A 19,427-nucleotide genomic window follows, 5' to 3' on the forward strand; every position below is an offset into this window, starting at 1 on the left:
CTTACTAATGTTTTGGGGTAATCTTCTTCGATTAAATCTTCTTTTATGGACCAACAGTGATTCCCCCCCAACGATTGCTCGAGTTATTACGCTCCATTTTGTATAATAAAGTTAAGAACCCTCTGTCCTTTATTTTTAGTAATGAAAATTTACAATTCTTTCTTTCCAAGGTAGTTTTTCCGAAAAACATTAAATTATGTTAATTGATGTGTGAAAATATAATCGGTGGGATATTGGGGGTATGACCCTTGTTAAATCATTATTTAAGGGTCATTGTCTTTTTCAAGAGATGAACATTTAGGTGGAATACAGCAATGAACATAGTAGAAAAATTATATTCTATCATTATTTTGACAGCTGTTTTTATAGGACTGGTTATAGGACAATTTGAAATAATTAAGTCACATGCCAATTGGTTGATTTTTCCATTATTACTAGTGATGCTCTATTTTACTTTTATATCAATACCTTTAAAAAGCATAAAAAAATCGTCTCAAAATAGAAAATTTACATTTACATCACTTGTGATAAACTTTGTCTGGACGCCTGTATTCGCCTGGGGACTAGCTTCTCTTTTTTTATCGGATCATCCCGCACTGGCGATCGGGTTTATTATGCTGATGGTGACTCCATGTACGGATTGGTACTTAATTTTCACCGGAATAGCAAAAGGAAATACCCCCTTGTCTGCTTCGATTTTGCCGATAAACTTACTATTGCAGCTTTTGCTATTGCCGTTTTATTTATTTGTATTCAGCGGTACCGCTGGCTTTGTAGACTTCTCTATCCTGGCTGAAAGCATATTGCTTGTCTTATTACTGCCTTTACTGCTTGCTGTTATAACAAATACTTTTTTCCCCGGTCCTTTAAAAGAAAAAATACAATCCATGGCAGTTAACACTCCGATTGTTTTTTTAAGTTTAGCCATTGCTGCTATGTTTGCATCAAATGGCCACCTGCTGCTTGAACACCTGGATCTATTATGGAAATTGACGCTTCCCGTTTTAGTATTTTTTGCGGTTAATTTTTTGGCTGGTTTAAAAGTGGGCAGTGTAATGAAATTTGCGTATCAAGACAAAGTAAGCCTCAGTTTAACGACATTAGCAAGAAACTCACCAATTGCACTTGCTGTTGCTTTGACTGCCTTTCCAGGGGAGCCGTTTATCGCCTTAACCTTAATCATCGGACCGCTGCTTGAGCTGCCGCTGTTAGCCGGGATCAGCCAATTATTATTACTTACACGCAAATATTAATCGGTCTTGGTTTCTTTTAGCATAATATTTTTCATTTTCTCTGTACCATATGTTCCAGGATTCAAGACATTTTCTGATATATAATAAGTCGTCCGAAATGAAGTGCCTTCGTTTAAATGGATACGTATAAAGGTACGGCTGCTGTTCTTTCGTTTTTTCTCAATGTCTTCAGCGCCTGTGTAGTCTAACGAAAGGAAATCTTCTATGAAAGCGTTTGTATTCATTGATGTAAAATCGGGTATGTGACTCCCGTCTTCTATGTTAGAAGTGTACCTGTTTAATTGGCTGTAGTTACATATTGTGTTATAGAATAACATATTAACAAAAACTTATAAATAAGTGTTGGGGTGGGTAATCGGTAAAACTACTCCATATTTAAATATAGAAGGTGCTGAAAATTCCCCCTCAGCCGCGTATCGTTGGAATGGAACCTTGCCAGCAAGTATACCAACATTTTAATCCCCACCTTGAGCTGGTATATTTTCCTGTGCAGCTCACAATGACATGGTCAAGGACTTCAAAATCCTTTTATTCTTATTGGTGGGTTGATTGGCAAGGTTGATGATTGTATTTATAAAAGCAAAAACATTTGCATTTTATATTTGCTTTTTTAAGTAACAATCAACCTTAACACTTAGTTTCTCGTAGAATTATAGGTATTAGCAACCTTTAGTTATGTCATAGCTCGATTGAATTAGTGGGACTCATTTTACTTAAGTAAAGTGAAGAGCCCTAAACCTCCTATATATATTAATTCACCAGAACATAAGTAAAAACTAATAAATATCATGATTGAAAACTCCTACTTTGTTATGCTTTTTCAAGAACCTAAGTATAGTAAATTATAGGAGAAGGAGGATGAAACTGTATGATAGAATTTATTTTCTCTAATTTCTTTTTGTTAGTAATAATCTTTTTGGTGATTATACTGGGTTACAAGTTAATGTATCGGAAAAAGTAAATTTTAAAAACTTGTTTTAACCCAACAGGTTCAATATTCTCTTCGATTTCTTTTTGGGTGTCCTCATCGAGTATTAGTTCCAACCTTTCTTGAAAAGCAGCATTCTCATTTGCCTTCTCCTTAGCTTTTTCATTCATCTGCATTTTCGTTGGCAAAAGATAAACTAGTTACATTGAAGAACATAATAAAAGCCGAAATGATAATTAATAGTTTTTTCATAGTTTCTCTCCTCCTTTCAAAAAGAAGGTTACCATTTTTTTACATTATAATGAATCTACATACACCACTGAAGACGGGATAACCATTAAACGAAGTTTTGAATTTGAAGAAGTAGAAGAGGTTGAAAGCATCTCAGAAGACTTTGGAGAAGTATCGATTTTAAGTAGTTATCCTTCCACATCTATATGCGTCTATGGAGATAGTAAAATAGAAGATAAATACTACATAGACAATATATCTGTTCTATACGTAGATTCGTCATTAAGAGTATATTTTGTTGATGATGAAGTTGATCAAATTATGCGTTGGAATTATTTTAACCTAAAGGTAACTAATGGAGACTATGCAAATAAATCTACTAGCATTCCCAATCCGATAGGGTCCAGACCAAAAGCTGTTGGAACTGCTAAAGTCACTAGTGGGAACTTTGGAGAAGGGAACACAACAGATTTCAGATATGAAATTCTCTTTAATCCATTATCCACATCAGCTGTATACTAACATACTAAAACTAATTACAAGGGGTTTCATATTTTTATCATAGGATACTCAATCAACTCTAATAATTAGGATCTTATTTACAAGAATATTACGTTAAAAAGATGATCTCTGTGTTTCGCAGGGGGCATCTTTTTTTATCCCATAAAATGATAATATAATGTCAAAGAGATCTTTATAAATAACCCTGAAAGAATAACGCCCATAATAGATTCCTTACAAGACCAGGCTTTGTTATTGTGGAAGGTGAATCATATGAAGAATAAAATCAGACCATAAACGAAGTGAATAAACAAATTACTATCACCTATAAGACAGAAACTGATTCTCCTAGTGATGTTTGAGAGTTTGCTGAAGATTAGGATAATAATATACTATTAATAAGACGGAATCAGCGTAGCTTCTGCTGCCTTTCGTAAGCTGGATGGATTTGCAAAGGAGATGGATCGAAAGGATATCACCAGGACAGCTTTGATGCGTGATGTGGTTGAGCAGCTGATCCATAAACCTGTCGGGAACTGATGCAAGAAAAGTTATAGCAGAGCTTCGGCTACAAAGTGCGTATATGAATATCAGACAGCTTTTGATAAAGATATGTTAAACGAAAGAATACAAAAATATTTTAGGGAAAAGGAGGAATGATGATAAAATAAATCGCAAATGAAGGCATATTTCACAAATGATGTTTCCTAATCGACTGTAAACATTTAAAGCTAATGTTTAACTTATGGTCTTGATGTTGAACTAATGAATGATGTTGCTAAGGTGGTCTTTTTATGGATGAGCAAAGAAAAAATCTTCTTTTTTATATGACAATGGGAACGATTGGACTTCTGGCCATTGCTTTAGCCAGTATTCAAAATATATCACAAATGAATCATACGGGGCATTTAGCTATGTTTGGTTTTATTTTTATTAGTTTATATATCGAATACTTGGAAAAGAAGGTTGGAATAGAGAAAAGAATTCGTCGGTTAAACAAAATGGCATTTGTGATTGTATTTCTGGGCATTAGCTTCATGTATATTATGTAATAATCTTTTTGGTCTTTTTATAATTAAGAAAACAGAAAATGATAGCGTTATCAGAGTATAACAACAGCAATCCCTTCTTGTTGACGTTCCTTTATCTTTCGGCGTTCAAATTCGGCTGTTGCAGAAAAAATAGAAATGATTAAGTCACTGTAAGGATTAACTTCTCGTGTGTCAATCCGTTCCTTTAATGTAACAAGACCCGCCTGTTTTTCTCGTAGTTGCTTTATGACTTCGAGAATATGAATCTGTGAACGTCCAAAACGTGTAAGGTCATGACACACAATCACATCTTTAAAACGAATTTGCTTCAGCAATTTTTCAAATTCGGATCTTTCTTTTGCTCCACTTTCCTTTTCAACAACAATATGTTCACATCCATAGTTTTCTAACTCTTTAATCTGCCGATCTAAATTTTGATCAGTTGAACTCACCCTTGCATAACCAATAATCATTATTTATTCATCCCCCGTTTCTTTATAGGGATTGATTTCAAAACATACCTACAATTATTGAACAACCCTTATTAAACATTTAACATATTGATTTTAACACACTTTGAAATGTTTAATAAGGGTGTACTTTTAATGAACATCCGAACATACAAAACCCTTCAACGCTCATGTCGTTGAAGGGTTTACTAAACAATCGCGCCCGTTTGTTTAAGATCACACACTTTGTCAATACAAACTTAACGTCGAGGTTTCCGTACATTAGAGTTGTGAAGAAGAATCTGCCGATTCAGGGATTCTGGATGTTTGTTCATTAACTACAAACACGGTCAAAAAGACTATAATGTTGGCTACACCACATAAAATCCCAACCCATAAAAAGCTTCCGCCATAAAGTAAAGTGGCTGCTATAGCTGTAAATAACCCTGAACCTGCATACATGGCTGAACTATTAAGCGACATGACAGTTCCCCTTACAGTTGGGCTTAATTCAGAAATCAGCGCTGTTAATGCTGATTGTCCTAAACCATAAACGGTTGCCCAAACCACATTAATCAAAATAGCTGTTATAAAGCTTTTCGTAATAATGGAAAGAGCAAATACCGAAACAGCAACAATTATACTGGAACTTAGAATGGTACTTTTTTTACCAAAACGATCAGCTAACTGTCCGCCAACAACACTTCCAATCACACTACCTATGCCTGCAACCATAAGTACTAATCCAATTTGACCTGAGGTTAAACCATAATTTAAGTCATAAAAAACACCGACATTGGCAAACATACCTTGCAGTCCACCAAAGTACAAAAGGGTTGCCAACAGAGCGAAAAATACCGATGTATTTGAAAAGGCGGTACCGAACTGATTGAATAACCCTTTTATTGGTTGATTCGTTACCTTTTCCTTACGAGGATCTTTTGGTATTGATATCCAAATGGCGATTATGGTAACCAATGAAATCAGACCTATTAACCAGAATGTCCAGCGCCACGTAAACCATTGGGCAATATAACCTCCAATGGGTACACCGATAATGGATGCAGATATAAGAGCACCAGTGACAACACCCATAGCTCGACCCCGATGTGCATAAGAATAATGGTCACCGACAATAGCGTATACACCCGGCTCAATCATTCCAGCTCCAATGCCCGAGAGAATACGAAAAATCATTAAAACAGTAAAGGTCTCGGCAATACCTGTTAAAGCTGTGGCTACGCAAAAAGAGACATTCCCAATAACAACATTTTTTTGCGTCCCCAACGGTCAGATATTGCCCCAAAAATCGGGGCTGAAATGGCATATGCCACAGCATATGATGTTACTAACAGACCACCTAAATCAATAGGTAAATTCGTATCTTTCACCATTGTTGGAATTAACGGGACGGTTACTATTGTGTCGAAACCAACTAAAAATGAACACAAAGCTAAGACAGGTAATAACAACTTATTATTATATTTGTTGGTACTCATATGTTAATCTCCTTCTGTTCATTATGACTAGCTTTCTTTTCTTTAAACCGATTAATTTGTTCTTCTAACCGGTATTTTACTGTAGCCAATGTGTTCATTTGAGAATTAACCTCAGCCAACTTTTCTTCGTAAGTTAGCAGTAAATCTTCACAAAGGTCATCCATTTCCGGATTGGGGTTGTTACCTTTACAATTTAGAATTCCTTCAATTTGTTCAGTTGTTAGGCCTAAGCCTAAATATAATTGTATTGTCTTGATTCGATCGATGGCAGATTCATCAAAATCTCTATAACCATTATCGAGGCGATTTGGGATAATTAGATTTTTCTTCTCATAATGTCTGATAGATCGAACACTCGCCCCTGTTTTTCTAGATAATTCACCTATTTTCAATTAAAACCCTCCTCCAGATGTGTTCAACCCTATTCTAAAGTATGACATTAGTGTTAGGGTCAATAAAAAATCAAGCTTTTTAAAACTAGGATATATATGCTATTTTTAAAAAGTCAACCAGAAAAGGAATTCCGGTTGACCTTATAATTTCAAGGGTTTTTTATTTTTGGAAATGGACCTTATTTCGCAATATGGCCCTTTTCATGCAGAAAGGTACATTTCCTTACTCCGGAAATGCCCGTAGGTGATATGACCAGAACAAGATGCTTATTTATTTATTTTTATTGATCATAGATTTTGTTAATTCAATAAATGCAGAAACTGATGGAGAAACATCATTAAGGTTCGGCAGGGCCAATCCTATCGTTCGAAAGCACTCCTCCTTTAACTCAAACGAGTTCAGATTATTATTGCCGTGTATCACTATTTCTGGAACGATGCTTATACCTAGGTCTTTTTGCACCATAGCGATAATCGTTTGATTATCTGCAACTTCACAATAAACATTAGGCTTAAGATTAACTTTTTTAAAAAGTTCCTTTATCAATTCATCACATCCCGCTTTTGGCATGATAAAGGGATCAGATGCTATTTCCTGAATACTTATCTTTTTTTGTTTGTAAAGGGATAAACGCTGGGCAAAATAACATAAAGATGATCGTCAAATAATGGAATAAAATCCAGGTTCTCGGCATCATAATTAGTCAGAAAACTAACATCAATGATATTGGATGATACCATTTGTTTGAGTTCATTGTACCCACCTTCAAAAAATTCAACTTGTATCGCAGGATACTCAGACTTAAATTTTTCTAAAATGGAAGGTAACAAGTATGCCGCGACACTCGGAAACGTACCAATTCTAATTACACACCAACTTCCAAACCATTTAATCGACCCGCCTCTTGTTTCATTTTTTCTGAAAGATTCAGTATTTGTCTTATAAAATCAATGATTCTCTCCCCTTCCGAAGTTAGCGAAACTCCTAATCGCCCCCTTTTGGGGTACAAACAGCAAAACGCGGAAAAACAACGTTAAGAGTTACTTTTCAAAAAAAGAGGTCGTATAATTCTACACGTGTATGCTTCATGTGATAAAAGCCCTTTTATTGAGGAGTGATTTTATGCGTAAATTATATATTAGCTTAGTGTTATCTTTTTTATTATTACTATCTATAAGTGGTGTAGTAATGGGGTCTAATCAGCAGGAAGATCCAGAAAACCTTGGTAAACAAGAAGTAGAGGAGTCTGTAGAATTCCATGAAGCTCCATTATATTTTAAAGATGAAAACGACGAAGTTATTCTCGAGATTAATACTAAAGACATGAAAGATCGTCCAAAATGGGTAGCCAATAAATTAATGGATGAAGGACTCGAAATGGAAGAACTTCCTATAGGATTACAGGCAGAAGTAACTGGAAAAACATCCGAAAGAAATAGTAAAAGAAAGAAAAGAAAACAACAAAGGACAAAGTCAATAATTATCGAGATCCCTGATTTCGGGGATCTCATTTTCAAAAAATTGTTGGCTCATTTGTGGCTTCTTTTTCAGACCTCTAAACCAATGATGTACGCCTGCTTCCGTTAAACGGTTCGATCTTTGGGAAGGAAAAACATACGGTCTGTCTTTTTTTCGTCGTTTTTCATCTTCTTTAGCCACTTTCCCTTCTATGTTGTATAAATCTGCAATGGTTTGAGCTCTAGGGTTTTCACGTACTTGATAGACTTTTTCATCGGCAAGCACCCGAAAGTCAGCATTATAACCTTTAATACTGTAAATTTCCGTACCTACAGGCAGAAATGCTGCATCTCCATTTTTCATTTTATGATTAAAACATGCATTGTCCGGCATTTCATACTCCACTTCTCCAATCACTTTTCCTTTTTCCAATTCTGCTCCCTCATTCGTACCTTCCACTTCTACTGTATATTGCAGATCGTTTATCATTAGCACATCCATCCAGGAAATTGCAGCATCAGGACAATTCCTTATCGTGTTCGTGACATTCGAGCATGAAGCTAAAAGGATCACGAGCATGGAAATATAAAAAAACATTTCCAGTTCATGGTCTCACCTCTTTGAAAAAAAACAGACGTGACAGAAGCGGAAATGTTTCAATACTTGATCCTGTTTCATTGTTTTTATGATACAATATAATTACATTATTTTCCTTATATAGGTGGTTTTATGCAAACTGCATCTTGGATTTTGTTGACAATCGTATTTCTTCTATATTTTACAGGAAGCCAATGGTTAAAAAGAAAATTTCATATTGCTGATAAGCGTAAAAGGAGCCGCCATAAATTATTTACAGGAATGGAAATAACGATAAATGGTTTAGGCTTAGCTGCAATATTTCTTATGTCTAACATTGCTATGATTCCCTTCGTTTTGGTATTCCTCATCATGTTTATACGAGGAATCGAGGAATTGATTTTTCACCGGAAAGAAAAAATATACTATCAGTATTGGTTACGGGCATGTGCTTCCATCTTAATTTTCCTGGTTTTCCATATTACCACCGATTTAAAATGGTTACAGTAAAAATCAACGCATATCTGTATGTTTTCTTGCATATTTTCTTACCTTTTCGAGCATTTGCTGTCTTTTAGTATCCGAAGCTTGTATCACATCACCAAAATGTAAAAATGGCAGACAGTCAAATCCGCAAAAAGAGAATATTTCTTCTTTCCAAGTTTCTTCAATACGACATTTACTTCCTTTTTCAATGAATTTCTCCTCAGGGGTGCCTGTTGTATAGATCATCGCTGCTTTTTTGCCTTTCATTCGAGGTACCGGTGTTTCTCCTTCTAATTCATAAGCAAAACCGTAAGACAGGACGCGGTCTAAAAATCCTTTACCAGCAGCAGGAAAACTCCCCCACCACAACGGAAAAATAAACGTAATAACGTCCGCCCATTCCATTTTTTCATGCTCTTTTTTTATAACATCAGGATATCTCCCCTCAAGAGAAGCGTTATACTCATCGGGAAACAAATGAGGAGAAAGGTCAAGCTCAGCAATAGTACGAATATCTATCTCTTTTCCTTGTTTTTTTAATTCATCAGCATAAGTATCGAGAATAGCCCCGTTAAAACTTTGGCGGTCTGGGTGCATAAACCAAATTAAAAATCGATTCATAGATATCTCCCCTTTCTTTACAATTCATTAACAAATATTAAAAAACAACGAAATGTTGAAATATATGCTCTTTTTCTGTTTATTTTTATAAAATGAGGATATAGAACTGGCAGATATTGGCTTATCCAAAAATAAATAGCGGAGGCGAAGGCAACATGAATAAAATGCTGACAGGACTTACTGTGTGGACCTTATTTCTGGTCTTAATGGGAGTATTTTTTCCGATCCCTACAACCACTGACCTAGGCATTATAGGAAAGATCCTGCAGAGCATTACGATTTACGGATTTTTCTCTTTAACCCCGATTGTATTCTACGGTTCCATTGTATCGCTTGCGTCCGACTGGCTTGCCCGCCGGATTAAGTGGCACTTTCAGCCTCTATCTTTTTTCTTTCACATTGCAGGGGCTTGTACTGCTTATATTGTAACGCAGAATATAGATATTACCCTTATGGCTGTATTAGCTGCCGTTCTTTTCTTTGTTGCCGACAGGTTTTTCATGCTGCTGAAAGATTCTTCCCAAAGGTTTTATCTTGTAAAAAACCTGCCGATTGTGCTTGGATTTGTCGGTGTTACTATTATGGTATTTGGCTCCTCCTTCGTTTAATGGGGAACACTTTTTAAGAGGTCTTTCCCCTGCTGCTTCCCCTTCTTTGTTCTTTATTAAATATATAATTTTTCGCATAAATGATGCGCCCACACCCATGGCCAGCCAGTAAAATATATATGTTTCCGACCTAAAAAGGCTGTCTCCAATTAAACAGTGAATCACCAGTTTTGGGCAGCCTTTTGTTTATATATAAATTTCTCGATGCAGGCCGATCCCCAGCCTTCAACATCGTCAATATTATTATTCATGCTATTTCTGAACGAAGTTGTTTGTTTATTTTGTTTTTGTTGTTCCATTGAAATAATACAATAACCGCAAACAATGTAAACCCTATAATATTAGTGACGGTTCCCCCGGTAATTAATAATAACGCACTAGCTATTAATATTAACCGCTGAACCCAGCCTGTCTTCGTAATAAAATAGCCAATAAAAACAGCGGCCAATGCTGAAATGCCAACTATCCTATTAGTATAGCACCAACCATCTCAAACAAATTTCCTTGTCCTAGAAAAGCAGGATTATAAATAAACATAAATGGTATAAGAAAACCTGCAAATCCCACTTTACACGCACTTAAAGCTGTTTTCAGCCAATGTGCTTTTGCAATACCTGCAGTAATAAAAGCTGCTAACCAAACGGGCGGGGTAATACCGGATAGGTATAGCAAAGTAAAGAATAAACATATGGGTTGACAATAAAGACAACTATAAGCTGTTAAACGCAGGGGCACTAACTGAAGCAGCTAACATATATGCCGCTATGGTCGGCACTCCCATGTCTAATACGATCGTTACAATCATTCCTAATACTAACTTTAACAGAGATGTTTCCCCTATTTGGCTGATAATACTAGAAAGTTTGCTTCCAATCCCTGTCATTCCTATCCGTTGCAATCACTTGAGCGACCGCTAATATTACAGCAATTAACGTGACCGTTTTTGCGCCTTGTATCGAAGCTTCTTTCAATTTAAAGATTGACTCTTTCCATTGATTTTGTAAGAAAGACTGAATGATAAATAAAACTGCTGCACTTATTATTGCCCAATAAGCACTAAACGCTGGTGTATAGCCAATATACTAAGAGCAGTATTAAAACAAACATCGGAACAAAGAGAGTAAGAGCTTCTCCTTTTAAAAAAACATCTTTTAAATGAGGCATATCTTTTGCGTCTTTAAGTTTGAGGTTTAATTTTTTCGCCTCAAAATGAACGGATGCCCATAACCCTAAACAAAATAAGATAGCCGGAATGATCGCCGCTGTTGCCACAATGACATAATTTATTTGCATTACTTCCGCTAAAACAAAAGCGGCTGCACCCATTATCGGTGGAAATATTTACCCGCCGCAAGATGCTGCTTCTACCCCTCCTGCGAATACACTTCAAAACGGCCTTCTAACGTTATCTTTCTTTTTTGTAAAAATATTTTAAATTTATATTGACGAAAACCCTTACATTTAATAAAGTATAACTATGAAGTAATCGTTTACGTAACCGTTTAAATAAGGAAAGAGGAATTTCGGATGGCGTCTATTAAAGAAGTAGCAAAGAAAGCAAACGTTTCCACTGCGACGGTTTCTCATGTAATTAATGGGACACGGTTTGTCGCCGACCCTACGAAAGAAAAAGTATTTCAAGCAATGAAAGAACTTGATTATCGTCCGAATATGGTTGCACGAAGCTTAAGAAGCCGTAAATCTTATACAATCGGCCTGCTTGTTCCACTGGTAGCAGATGATACTTCGAATTTTTTCTTTATGTCTATTGCAAATGGAATAGAACAAGTTTTAAAAGAAAATGGGTACAACCTAATATTAAGCAACTCCAATGAAAATATCGAAACGGAACGTGAACAAATTGAAGTATTCAATACTCAGTTTATCGATGGATTGGTGATTGCTCCTGTCAACGGTATGGATGCAAATTATGAAAAAGACCTATTAGGAGATTACCCTGTCGTCGTCATTGACCGCAAACCTTCTGAATTTCAGGGCGATGTCGTTTTAGTTAACAATAGAAAAGCAACATATGATGCCGTATCTTCCTTGCTGAAAAAAGGGCACCGCAGCATTGGTTATATTTCCGGTGCTCTTGGTATTACTACTAGTGATGAAAGGCTTGGTGGTTATAAAGATGCGTTAAAAGAATACAGCGTTCCATTTGAACACCGCTTCATTAAAGAAGGTCCCGCAACCTTCCGCTCTGGCTATGAGCTGGCATCCAAGCTACTCAAAGAAGGAGTTACTGCTCTTTTTGCAGCCAATAACGTAATGACAATGGGAGCCATGTCCTTTTTACAAGAACAAAAAGTAAACATCCCAAATGAAATAGCAGTGATTGGATACGATGACTATGATTGGATGAAAGTCATGTCTCCTCCCCTATCAGTTGTCAAACAGCCTTCCTTTGAACTCGGTAAAAAGGCTGTAGAGCAGCTGCTTAAACGAATGGAAGGGTCATTAGAAGAATCAAAAGAGGTATTGTTAGAAGCTGAATTTATTGAAAGAGGTTCCTCATAAGGCACCTTTTCTTTTTAAAACTTAGGTAAACGATTACGCAAACGTTTACTAACTATTGGAGGTGAAACAGAGCTTTCTGGAAATATGGTTACTACACCACAAATGTTTAGGGGGAAAAAAAATGAAAAAATTTCGGTATGCTGTAATTAGTTCCATGCTTGCTGTATCCGTCTCGCTTACCGCCTGCAGCAGCGGAGAAAGTGGAGAAGAAGCATTGCCAAGTGAACCATCTTCATCAGACGATAATACTTCAGCAGATTCCACCGAAAACGAAGATGAAGGGGCAGATGATACGGTTAATACAGGTGATGTAGAAACTTCAGTGGAAGCAACAGGTGACGAAGATGTCGTTTTAGAGTTTTGGATTCATCAAACCGGCGAAGATGAAACAAATGTTTATATCGAGCGAATTGATGATTTTAATGAAGCCCATGAAGACATTCATGTCGAAGCTGAAGTAATTATTGATGACGGCGCGAGTGCTTATAGTGACAGTATTAATGCTGCTCTTGTTGCCGGAAATCTTCCTGATGTGATGGCAGTAGATGGACCATATGTAGCTAGCTTTGCGGATGCAGGTGTCATTCAGCCAATTGATGAATTTGTGGATGAAGAAACAAAAGAACAGTATGTTGATTCCATTATTGAACAAGGAACGTATCAAAACGAATTGTACTCACTAGGAGCTATGGAAGCCTCTGTGATGCTTTACTACAATAAAGATATATTAGAAGAAGAAGGTATTGAACCTGCTTCTTCCCTTGAAGACGCTTGGACTTGGGATGAACTAATGAATAACGCCAACCAGCTTACAACCGATGACCGCTATGGCCTTAACCTGTTTATGGATTACGACGTCGGTGAATGGCTAACGTTTATGGGAGCTCCTCTTATCTGGTCGAATGGCGGTGAATTAATTTCTGAAGATGGCACAGTCGTAGATGGCCATCTAAACAGTTCTGAAAATATCGAATCATTTGAATATATTGCATCTTTATTTGAAGACGGTGTTGTTTCAGAAAGCCCAGGACAGACTCAATTTGAAGAAGGGAAAGCTGCCCTTGCACTCGGGGGTCCATGGATCGCTGTTTCAGCGGAAGATGCTGAAATGAATTGGGGTATGATGCCTTACCCATATGTCGGAGAAAAGGTTTCTCCATCTGGCAGCATGGCTTATGCCGTAACCTCTATTACGGACCATCCACAAGAAGCAGCAGAGCTGATGAAATGGATGACAAACGAAGAATCAAGTATTGCTGTAGCAGAAGCAACTGGCATGCCGCCCGCACAAGCTTCCGCATTTGAAAAAATGGAAAAATTTAATGAAAAGCCATGGAGCATTATGAAAGAACAAGTTACTGAAACAGCAAAAGCGAGACCTTCTACCCCTGCTTATCCTGTTTTAACCGATGCCTTTGCTCAAATCTTCCATGCAGCAGCCTTAGGAGAAGATGTCGAAAAAGTCGCTGAACAGCAAGTATCAAGGGTCGAACGTGAGCTGCGGAAATTTGATTAATCATTTCATAAGGCTGTCTCAAAGATAAGTTTAGAGTATGACGGTTATCTAGCTGCTGGAATATGCGAGACTCTGCCGGAAATAGAGCAGTGTGAAGTACCTGCAGTGAAGGTTTGCTCAGAGAAAGCTAAACCATTGCCTTCGGAAGTATATTCCAGCTGCGCTTGCCGAGAACTGACTATAATCTTCTAATATTCAACTAGACAAGACTAAAGGAGGTATTGCTTATATGGAAAAAGAGTCTGTCAAAACGAAAACATCCTATTTTCCCAAACCCTATGCCGTAAAGGGTGGACGTTCTATGCCTAAGAAAAAGAAACGATTATTTCGCAAAAGTTCCTTTCGGGAAGCAGTAACCGGCTACTTTTTCTTGCTGCCAGCTCTTATTTTACTAGGAGTGTTTTTACTTTATCCAATGGCCTCTGCTTTTTATTACAGCTTTACGGACTTCTATATTTTAACTCCTGATGAAAAATCATTTATTGGTCTGGAAAATTTCACTTTCATTTTTCAAGATGCTGAATTTAGGCAAGCTTTTTGGAATACCGTTTATTTCACCATTATTGTTGTGCCCGTTCAGCTTGCGGTTGCTCTTGGTCTGGCTTTATTAATCAATCAAAAATTAAAGTTTCGCATTTTTTTCCGAACTGCTTTTTTCTCACCGGTTGTCATGTCTCTTGTCGTTGTTTCTATCTTATGGACGTTTATGTATAACCCAAATGAAGGGCTCATCAACGAGTTTTTAGGAATGGTCGGCATACCAAGTCAGCCGTTTCTCACCAGTCCCGACCAAGCCATGAATTCCATTATAGTCATGTCGGTCTGGCAGGGAGCTGGTTTTCAAATGATGATTTTTCTAGCAGGTCTGCAAAATATTCCAAATCATTTGTATGAAGCAGCGGACATAGATGGTGCGAACCGCTGGCATAAATTTTGGAACATTACGTTACCCGGCCTTCGAAATGTTGCCCTATTTATTTTTATAACGATTACGATAGCTGCATTCAAATTGCTGGTGCAGCCGATGATTATGACGCAAGGTGGTCCGCTCGGATCAACTAAATCCCTAGTCTACCACATTTATGAAACAGGTTTTAACTACCGTGACGTTGGCTACGCCTCCGCTATGGCCGTGATTTTTACAGTGATTGTTTTAATCATTACGATTGTACAGCGAATATTGATTCGTGAGGAGAGGGGGTAAGAATCGTGAAAAAGAAACGGCTTATTCATCGTGTGACTATGTACGTTATATTAACTTTTTTAAGCTTTTTGTTTTTGTTCCCGCTTATTTGGATGCTGTTTTCTTCTTTGAAAGACGAATTTCAAATCTTTCGGGATATGTCCTCATTAAAGGCTTTTCTTCCTCCTCGTCCCAGTGAAGTGGAAGGCGGGTATTTTCAAAACTATATAGCAGCCTTTCAGCGGGTTGATTTATTCGACTACATCATTAATAGCTTAATTTATACGATTGGCATTATTGTGTTTGGTCTGATTGTAAATTCCATGGCAGGCTATGCCCTCGCTCGTTTTCGTTTTCCATTTGCCGGTTTTTGGCTTGGAGTAATCATTGCTACCTTGATTATCCCGCCTGAAAGTATCTTTCTTCCATTATATGTACTCGTTTACGACTTAGGCTGGGTCAACACGTATACGGGGTTGATTGTACCTTTTATTGCTAATGCCTTTGCTATATTTTTATTCCGTCAGTTTTTCCTTGATTTTCCAAGGGAACTTGAAGAAGCTGCAAAAATGGATGGCTGTTCGCAACTGGGTATCTTTTTTCGTATCATTGTTCCCCTTTCCAAACCTGTCTTTGCAACGGTAGCCATCGTTTTATTTATTAATCACTGGAACGACTTTTTATGGCCGCTTGTCGTAGCTTCCGATGAAAGCATACGTACGATTCAAATCGGTTTACAGTATTTCATGAATGAACCACCCATTCAGTGGGGACAGGTGATGGCAGCGTTAACAGTTGCCACCATTCCTATGCTGATTATCTTTATTTTCTTGCAACGCTACTATGTACAGGGGTTAACTCACACAGGTACGAAAAACTAAAAAACGAAATAACGAGAGAGGAGTGGGTAAACCAATGCTGAAGAAAAATTCATCATCTAATGGCACCTATTATCAAGAAATATATAGACCACATCTACATTTTACACCTGAAACGATGTGGATGAATGACCCAAACGGTCTTGTCTACTACAAAGGAGAGTATCATCTGTTTTATCAATATCATCCAAACAGTAAAAAATGGGGCCCGATGCATTGGGGACACGCAGTAAGCCGTGATTTACTATCATGGGAGCATCTCCCTATTGCCCTGTTTCCAGACGAGAATGGCCTGATTTTTTCTGGAAGCTGCGTGGTAGACTGGAATAATACGAGTGGTTTTTTTGAAGAAGAAGGGCTTGTCGCAATGTTTACACACGCAGATGGGGATATACAATCGCAAAGCATTGCTTACAGTAAAGACCGGGGGCGGACATGGAAAAAATATGACGGAAACCCAGTCATTAAAAACCCGGGAATAACCGATTTCCGTGATCCTAAAGTTTTATGGCACGAGGAGACAGAACAATGGATCATGGTACTGACGATAGGACGAAAAGTAAGATTTTACTCATCTTCTAACCTTATTGAATGGAATATCATTAGTGAATTTGGTGCAGGATGGGGTGCGCAAGTAGGCATTTGGGAATGTCCAGATTTATTTCCTTTAACCAATGAAGAGACCGGGGAAACCAAATGGATATTGCAAGTTGGTATAGATAAAGGCGCTCATGCCGGAGGATCGGGCACCCAATATTTTGTTGGACATTTTGATGGAACAACTTTCACACCTGCGCATGAAAAAGAAGATGTTCGCTGGCTTGACTTTGGAAAAGATTTTTATGCAGCCCAATCGTTTTCGGATGTCCCAGACAATAGGCAAATTATTATTGCGTGGATGAGTAACTGGGAATACGCAAATGACGTACCAACCGATCCTTGGAGAAGTGCTATGAGTCTTCCACGGGAATTATCTCTTAGAAAAGAAAACGGAAAAGATATTATTGTTCAATCTCCTGTAAAAGAGATTAAAAATTTATATGCTGCTTCTCATAGCATCGACGATCTATATTTAAAGGATACCGAGCTTTTTAAAATGAGACAGCCTCAAGCTCCGTTTGCACTTGAAATGGAAGTGGATATAGAAGCGGGGAAAATGGAGTTTCACTTTTTCACTGCTCAGGAAGGCAGCAGTTTTGTTTTTGGAATAGACAAAGAACGTCAGAAGACATATATTAAGAGGACCCATCATGAGACCGTTACATTTGCAGCTTCTTATGAGGGATTGTTTGAGTCCGATCTTCCAAAGACTCTTCCTATTAACCTGCAAGTTGTTTGTGATCGTTCATCAGTTGAGATCTTTTTAAATAACGGACAGCAAGTATGGACAAATTTATTTTTGCCGGTCTTATCACCTGACTTTGAAATCATGTTGCAAGCTATAAATGGCTCGGGTACCGCAAAACAGGTAAGGCTGCAAGAGTTAAAATCAGTGTGGGATAAAACGACAGCCACTAAATCATGAAACAAAAGGAGCTGACAGCATGAACAATACAGGAGCTTTTATTTATCAAGTGTGTGAGTGGTTCATGCGCCTTGCGATCGCAAACCTTTTATGGATTTTCTTCACGTTGCTTGGTGGATTCTTTTTAGGTATTTATCCTGCTTCAGCGGCATGTACGGCGTTGTTGCATTGTTGGATGGAAGGAAAGCGCCCAGCCCCTGTTCCATTCTTTTGGAAAACATACAAACGTTCATTCACACGTGCTAATGCTCTGTTTCTACCAGCCCTCATAGCTGTATCTCTTTTAATGGTCAACCTTTATACCAGCCTGCACTTTGAAGGTGTGTGGTTTTATTTGTTTGTTAGCAGTACCGCTGTTTTTTTGCTTGCTCTTGGATTATTCTTACTTCTTGCTTTGCTTCCACTAAGCGAAGAAAAAGCATGGAAAACCGTACTTATTAAAACGTTTCGTACCCTTTTTCTTTATCCCGGGTTATTATGTTTCCTGGTGGGCGGAATCATTATTTTAGGCGCCTGTATACGTGTTGTACCAGGCATTCTCCCATTATACTCGGTAAATATTGTTCTGCTTATGAATATTTATTTATTCTCTCTTTCAGAGAAAAAGGATTCTGTTCCCATTGAATCAACCTAAAAAAGCTGTCCTTCCAGCGGTTAAACCTGCTAGAAGGACAGTATTTTTGTAATTACCGCGCCAACCAAAAAGTAAGGTGTACTCCTATTCCGTTTTATTGGCGGTAGATTTCCATCAGCTGTTTTACTGCTTGAGCTAGAGGGAGCTCGCCCGCTGTTACTTTTTGTTTGAAGGAAGGCAAATGAGATTTCACCTTTTCGGTTTGATAAAAGGACATTTTTAACTCATCTTCAATCAAGCGGTCCATCCATTCTGATAATTGAGAGGCTCGGCGTTCCTGAAAAAATCCGCTTTCTTTCATTTTTTCTTCATAGCCTTTTATGATTTCCCAAATATGAGGAACCCCTTCTCCTGTAAGAGCAGAAACGGTATAAGCTTTCGTTTCCCATCCGGGAGTTGCGGGTTGTAAATAATGAAGCAGGCGGTTATACTCTGCTTTTGCATTGAGAGCAGCTTGCTTGTTTTTTCCATCTGCTTTGTTAATAAAAATAGCATCGGCGATTTCCATGATGCCTTTTTTCATTCCTTGCAGTTCATCTCCGCCGCCAGTCAGCATGAGAACTAAAAAGAAATCAACCATAGAACGGACGGTGATTTCGCTCTGCCCCACTCCGACAGTTTCTACAAAAATGACATCATAACCGGCTGCTTCACAGATCAGCATTGTTTCTCTGCTTTTTCTTGCTACACCGCCTAGTGTTCCACCAGATGGGGACGGACGGACATAGGCATTAGGATGCTTAGACAAGGTTTCCATTCTTGTTTTATCCCCAAGTATACTTCCCCTGCTCACGCTAGAAGAGGGGTCAACGGCAAGTACTGCTAGATGGTGCCCCGCTTCACACAACATCGATCCAAACTTCTCAATCAGTGTGCTTTTCCCTGCTCCAGGCACACCAGTGATGCCTACTCTAACTGCTTTTCCTGTGTATGGCATAAGTTGTTTCAGCACTTGCTGGGCCGTTTCAAAATGCTTCGGAGAATTGCTTTCTACAAGTGTAATCGCCCGGGCAATCACTGCCCGGTCGCGATTTAGCACCCCGTTTACATATTCTTCTACAGAAAGAGATCTTCTTCGTTTTGTGCGTGGCCGCTGCTGATTGTCCATACGGGCCCTCCTTTCTCGCTGGCCCT

At 38.0% G+C, this 19,427-nt stretch carries 22 protein-coding genes and 2 pseudogenes; 11 read left to right on the forward strand and 13 right to left on the reverse strand.

All coding sequences use genetic code 11. From position 1 onward, the window contains the following. Positions 1–314 precede the first annotated feature (314 nt). Positions 315–1,253, forward strand: coding sequence for an arsenic resistance protein (locus CEF16_RS09015; protein WP_091586730.1), 939 nt, complete (start codon positions 315–317; stop codon positions 1,251–1,253). Here the strand turns inward: CEF16_RS09015 and CEF16_RS09020 are convergent. Both CEF16_RS09020 and CEF16_RS23715 read right to left on the reverse strand, forming a co-directional pair. After that, positions 1,250–1,477 (reverse strand): hypothetical protein, encoded by a 228-nt coding sequence (locus tag CEF16_RS09020; protein ID WP_091586731.1) that lies wholly within the window; start codon positions 1,475–1,477, stop codon positions 1,250–1,252. The genes CEF16_RS09015 and CEF16_RS09020 overlap by 4 nt on opposite strands. 709 nt (positions 1,478–2,186) lie before the next feature. After that, entirely contained in the window at positions 2,187–2,351 is a 165-nt protein-coding gene (locus tag CEF16_RS23715; protein WP_170031758.1) for a hypothetical protein, read from the reverse strand. 1,356 nt (positions 2,352–3,707) lie between these two features. On the opposite strand from CEF16_RS23715, the gene CEF16_RS09025 reads away from it, so the two are divergent. After that, positions 3,708–3,965, forward strand: a complete 258-nt coding sequence (locus tag CEF16_RS09025) for a hypothetical protein (RefSeq protein WP_091586732.1) — start codon at positions 3,708–3,710, stop codon at positions 3,963–3,965. 50 nt (positions 3,966–4,015) lie between these two features. Here CEF16_RS09025 and CEF16_RS09030 read toward each other — a convergent pair whose 3' ends face one another. The 4 genes and pseudogenes from CEF16_RS09030 to CEF16_RS25285 all read right to left on the reverse strand — a co-directional run bounded on the left by CEF16_RS09030 (position 4,016) and on the right by CEF16_RS25285 (position 7,115). Beyond that, positions 4,016–4,417 carry a recombinase family protein gene (locus CEF16_RS09030; RefSeq protein ID WP_091586733.1) on the reverse strand — a complete coding sequence of 134 codons (402 nt, stop codon included), beginning with the start codon at positions 4,415–4,417 and terminating at the stop codon, positions 4,016–4,018. A gap of 258 nt (positions 4,418–4,675) precedes the next feature. Next, positions 4,676–5,892: pseudogene (locus CEF16_RS09035) on the reverse strand (MFS transporter). Continuing rightward, positions 5,889–6,284, reverse strand: coding sequence for a MerR family transcriptional regulator (locus CEF16_RS09045; protein WP_091586736.1), 396 nt, complete (start codon positions 6,282–6,284; stop codon positions 5,889–5,891). The pseudogene CEF16_RS09035 and the gene CEF16_RS09045 overlap by 4 nt, the downstream one beginning before the upstream one ends. A 271-nt stretch (positions 6,285–6,555) precedes the next feature. After that, positions 6,556–7,115, reverse strand: a pseudogene (locus CEF16_RS25285) (LysR family transcriptional regulator substrate-binding protein). A 292-nt stretch (positions 7,116–7,407) separates the two neighbouring features. Between CEF16_RS25285 and CEF16_RS23250 the strand changes: the two are divergent. Further along, positions 7,408–7,872 (forward strand): hypothetical protein, encoded by a 465-nt coding sequence (locus CEF16_RS23250; protein WP_139185987.1) that lies wholly within the window; start codon positions 7,408–7,410, stop codon positions 7,870–7,872. Here CEF16_RS23250 and CEF16_RS09060 read toward each other — a convergent pair. Beyond that, positions 7,759–8,232 carry a hypothetical protein gene (locus CEF16_RS09060; RefSeq protein ID WP_139185988.1) on the reverse strand — a complete coding sequence of 158 codons (474 nt, stop codon included), beginning with the start codon at positions 8,230–8,232 and terminating at the stop codon, positions 7,759–7,761. The genes CEF16_RS23250 and CEF16_RS09060 overlap by 114 nt on opposite strands. A 240-nt stretch (positions 8,233–8,472) precedes the next feature. Between CEF16_RS09060 and CEF16_RS23720 the strand changes: the two genes are divergently transcribed. After that, the gene (locus tag CEF16_RS23720; protein WP_091586740.1) at positions 8,473–8,829 is read left to right on the forward strand and encodes a hypothetical protein; all 357 of its coding nucleotides are present in this window, start codon (positions 8,473–8,475) and stop codon (positions 8,827–8,829) included. Positions 8,830–8,832: 3 nt separating this feature from the next. Here CEF16_RS23720 and CEF16_RS09070 read toward each other — a convergent pair whose 3' ends face one another. Continuing rightward, positions 8,833–9,426: an NAD(P)H-dependent oxidoreductase gene (locus tag CEF16_RS09070; protein ID WP_091586741.1), complete on the reverse strand. Its 594-nt coding sequence runs from the start codon at positions 9,424–9,426 to the stop codon at positions 8,833–8,835. Between the two features lie 155 nt (positions 9,427–9,581). On the opposite strand from CEF16_RS09070, the gene CEF16_RS09075 reads away from it, so the two are divergent. Beyond that, positions 9,582–10,034: a hypothetical protein gene (locus CEF16_RS09075; RefSeq protein WP_091586742.1), complete on the forward strand. Its 453-nt coding sequence runs from the start codon at positions 9,582–9,584 to the stop codon at positions 10,032–10,034. Positions 10,035–10,281: 247 nt separating this feature from the next. Here the strand turns inward: CEF16_RS09075 and CEF16_RS09080 are convergent, their stop codons facing one another. From CEF16_RS09080 to CEF16_RS09085, 4 genes are all read right to left on the reverse strand, one after another. Beyond that, positions 10,282–10,482 carry a hypothetical protein gene (locus CEF16_RS09080; RefSeq protein WP_091586743.1) on the reverse strand — a complete coding sequence of 67 codons (201 nt, stop codon included), beginning with the start codon at positions 10,480–10,482 and terminating at the stop codon, positions 10,282–10,284. A gap of 14 nt (positions 10,483–10,496) precedes the next feature. Beyond that, the gene (locus CEF16_RS23255; protein ID WP_139185989.1) at positions 10,497–10,706 is read right to left on the reverse strand and encodes a hypothetical protein; all 210 of its coding nucleotides are present in this window, start codon (positions 10,704–10,706) and stop codon (positions 10,497–10,499) included. 37 nt (positions 10,707–10,743) lie between these two features. After that, positions 10,744–10,932 (reverse strand): TRAP transporter large permease subunit, encoded by a 189-nt coding sequence (locus CEF16_RS23260; RefSeq protein ID WP_091586744.1) that lies wholly within the window; start codon positions 10,930–10,932, stop codon positions 10,744–10,746. A gap of 158 nt (positions 10,933–11,090) precedes the next feature. Beyond that, positions 11,091–11,375: a TRAP transporter large permease subunit gene (locus tag CEF16_RS09085; RefSeq protein WP_342750497.1), complete on the reverse strand. Its 285-nt coding sequence runs from the start codon at positions 11,373–11,375 to the stop codon at positions 11,091–11,093. A 186-nt stretch (positions 11,376–11,561) separates the two neighbouring features. Here CEF16_RS09085 and CEF16_RS09090 point away from each other — a divergent pair, with 186 nt between their 5' ends. The 6 genes from CEF16_RS09090 (at position 11,562) to CEF16_RS09115 (ending at position 18,293) form a co-directional block, all read left to right on the forward strand. Next, on the forward strand, positions 11,562–12,557 hold the full coding sequence (locus CEF16_RS09090; RefSeq protein WP_091586746.1) for a LacI family DNA-binding transcriptional regulator: 996 nt from the start codon (positions 11,562–11,564) through the stop codon (positions 12,555–12,557). A gap of 121 nt (positions 12,558–12,678) precedes the next feature. Continuing rightward, on the forward strand, positions 12,679–14,073 hold the full coding sequence (locus tag CEF16_RS09095; RefSeq protein ID WP_091586747.1) for an ABC transporter substrate-binding protein: 1,395 nt from the start codon (positions 12,679–12,681) through the stop codon (positions 14,071–14,073). A gap of 229 nt (positions 14,074–14,302) precedes the next feature. Continuing rightward, positions 14,303–15,277 carry a carbohydrate ABC transporter permease gene (locus tag CEF16_RS09100; protein WP_091586748.1) on the forward strand — a complete coding sequence of 325 codons (975 nt, stop codon included), beginning with the start codon at positions 14,303–14,305 and terminating at the stop codon, positions 15,275–15,277. Positions 15,278–15,282: 5 nt separating this feature from the next. Next, positions 15,283–16,137, forward strand: a complete 855-nt coding sequence (locus tag CEF16_RS09105; RefSeq protein WP_091586749.1) for a carbohydrate ABC transporter permease — start codon at positions 15,283–15,285, stop codon at positions 16,135–16,137. Between the two features lie 34 nt (positions 16,138–16,171). After that, the gene (locus tag CEF16_RS09110; RefSeq protein WP_170031762.1) at positions 16,172–17,659 is read left to right on the forward strand and encodes a glycoside hydrolase family 32 protein; all 1,488 of its coding nucleotides are present in this window, start codon (positions 16,172–16,174) and stop codon (positions 17,657–17,659) included. A 19-nt stretch (positions 17,660–17,678) separates the two neighbouring features. Then, positions 17,679–18,293: a YesL family protein gene (locus CEF16_RS09115; RefSeq protein ID WP_091586750.1), complete on the forward strand. Its 615-nt coding sequence runs from the start codon at positions 17,679–17,681 to the stop codon at positions 18,291–18,293. Positions 18,294–18,387: 94 nt separating this feature from the next. On the opposite strand, the gene meaB is transcribed toward CEF16_RS09115, so the two are convergent. Further along, entirely contained in the window at positions 18,388–19,401 is a 1,014-nt protein-coding gene (gene meaB, locus CEF16_RS09120; protein WP_091586751.1) for a methylmalonyl Co-A mutase-associated GTPase MeaB, read from the reverse strand. Between the last annotated feature and the right edge of the window lie 26 nt (positions 19,402–19,427).

The organism is Alteribacillus bidgolensis, assembly GCF_002886255.1.
In the GTDB taxonomy this organism is placed as follows: Bacteria; Bacillota; Bacilli; order Bacillales; family Marinococcaceae; genus Alteribacillus; species Alteribacillus bidgolensis.

Bases quoted from the DNA above. Each gene is read 5' to 3' on its own strand.
- CEF16_RS23715 (WP_170031758.1), bottom strand. From the start codon at position 2,351: ATGAATGAAAAAGCTAAGGAGAAGGCAAATGAGAATGCTGCTTTTCAA.
- CEF16_RS09020 (WP_091586731.1), bottom strand. From the start codon at position 1,477: ATGAATACAAACGCTTTCATAGAAGATTTCCTTTCGTTAGACTACACA.
- CEF16_RS09025 (WP_091586732.1), top strand. From the start codon at position 3,708: ATGGATGAGCAAAGAAAAAATCTTCTTTTTTATATGACAATGGGAACG.
- CEF16_RS09060 (WP_139185988.1), bottom strand. From the start codon at position 8,232: ATGATAAACGATCTGCAATATACAGTAGAAGTGGAAGGTACGAATGAG.
- CEF16_RS09110 (WP_170031762.1), top strand. From the start codon at position 16,172: ATGCTGAAGAAAAATTCATCATCTAATGGCACCTATTATCAAGAAATA.
- CEF16_RS09070 (WP_091586741.1), bottom strand. From the start codon at position 9,426: ATGAATCGATTTTTAATTTGGTTTATGCACCCAGACCGCCAAAGTTTT.
- CEF16_RS09030 (WP_091586733.1), bottom strand. From the start codon at position 4,417: ATGATTATTGGTTATGCAAGGGTGAGTTCAACTGATCAAAATTTAGAT.
- CEF16_RS09095 (WP_091586747.1), top strand. From the start codon at position 12,679: ATGAAAAAATTTCGGTATGCTGTAATTAGTTCCATGCTTGCTGTATCC.
- CEF16_RS09090 (WP_091586746.1), top strand. From the start codon at position 11,562: ATGGCGTCTATTAAAGAAGTAGCAAAGAAAGCAAACGTTTCCACTGCG.
- meaB (WP_091586751.1), bottom strand. From the start codon at position 19,401: ATGGACAATCAGCAGCGGCCACGCACAAAACGAAGAAGATCTCTTTCT.
- CEF16_RS09075 (WP_091586742.1), top strand. From the start codon at position 9,582: ATGAATAAAATGCTGACAGGACTTACTGTGTGGACCTTATTTCTGGTC.
- CEF16_RS09100 (WP_091586748.1), top strand. From the start codon at position 14,303: ATGGAAAAAGAGTCTGTCAAAACGAAAACATCCTATTTTCCCAAACCC.
- CEF16_RS23250 (WP_139185987.1), top strand. From the start codon at position 7,408: ATGCGTAAATTATATATTAGCTTAGTGTTATCTTTTTTATTATTACTA.
- CEF16_RS23720 (WP_091586740.1), top strand. From the start codon at position 8,473: ATGCAAACTGCATCTTGGATTTTGTTGACAATCGTATTTCTTCTATAT.
- CEF16_RS09015 (WP_091586730.1), top strand. From the start codon at position 315: ATGAACATAGTAGAAAAATTATATTCTATCATTATTTTGACAGCTGTT.
- CEF16_RS09115 (WP_091586750.1), top strand. From the start codon at position 17,679: ATGAACAATACAGGAGCTTTTATTTATCAAGTGTGTGAGTGGTTCATG.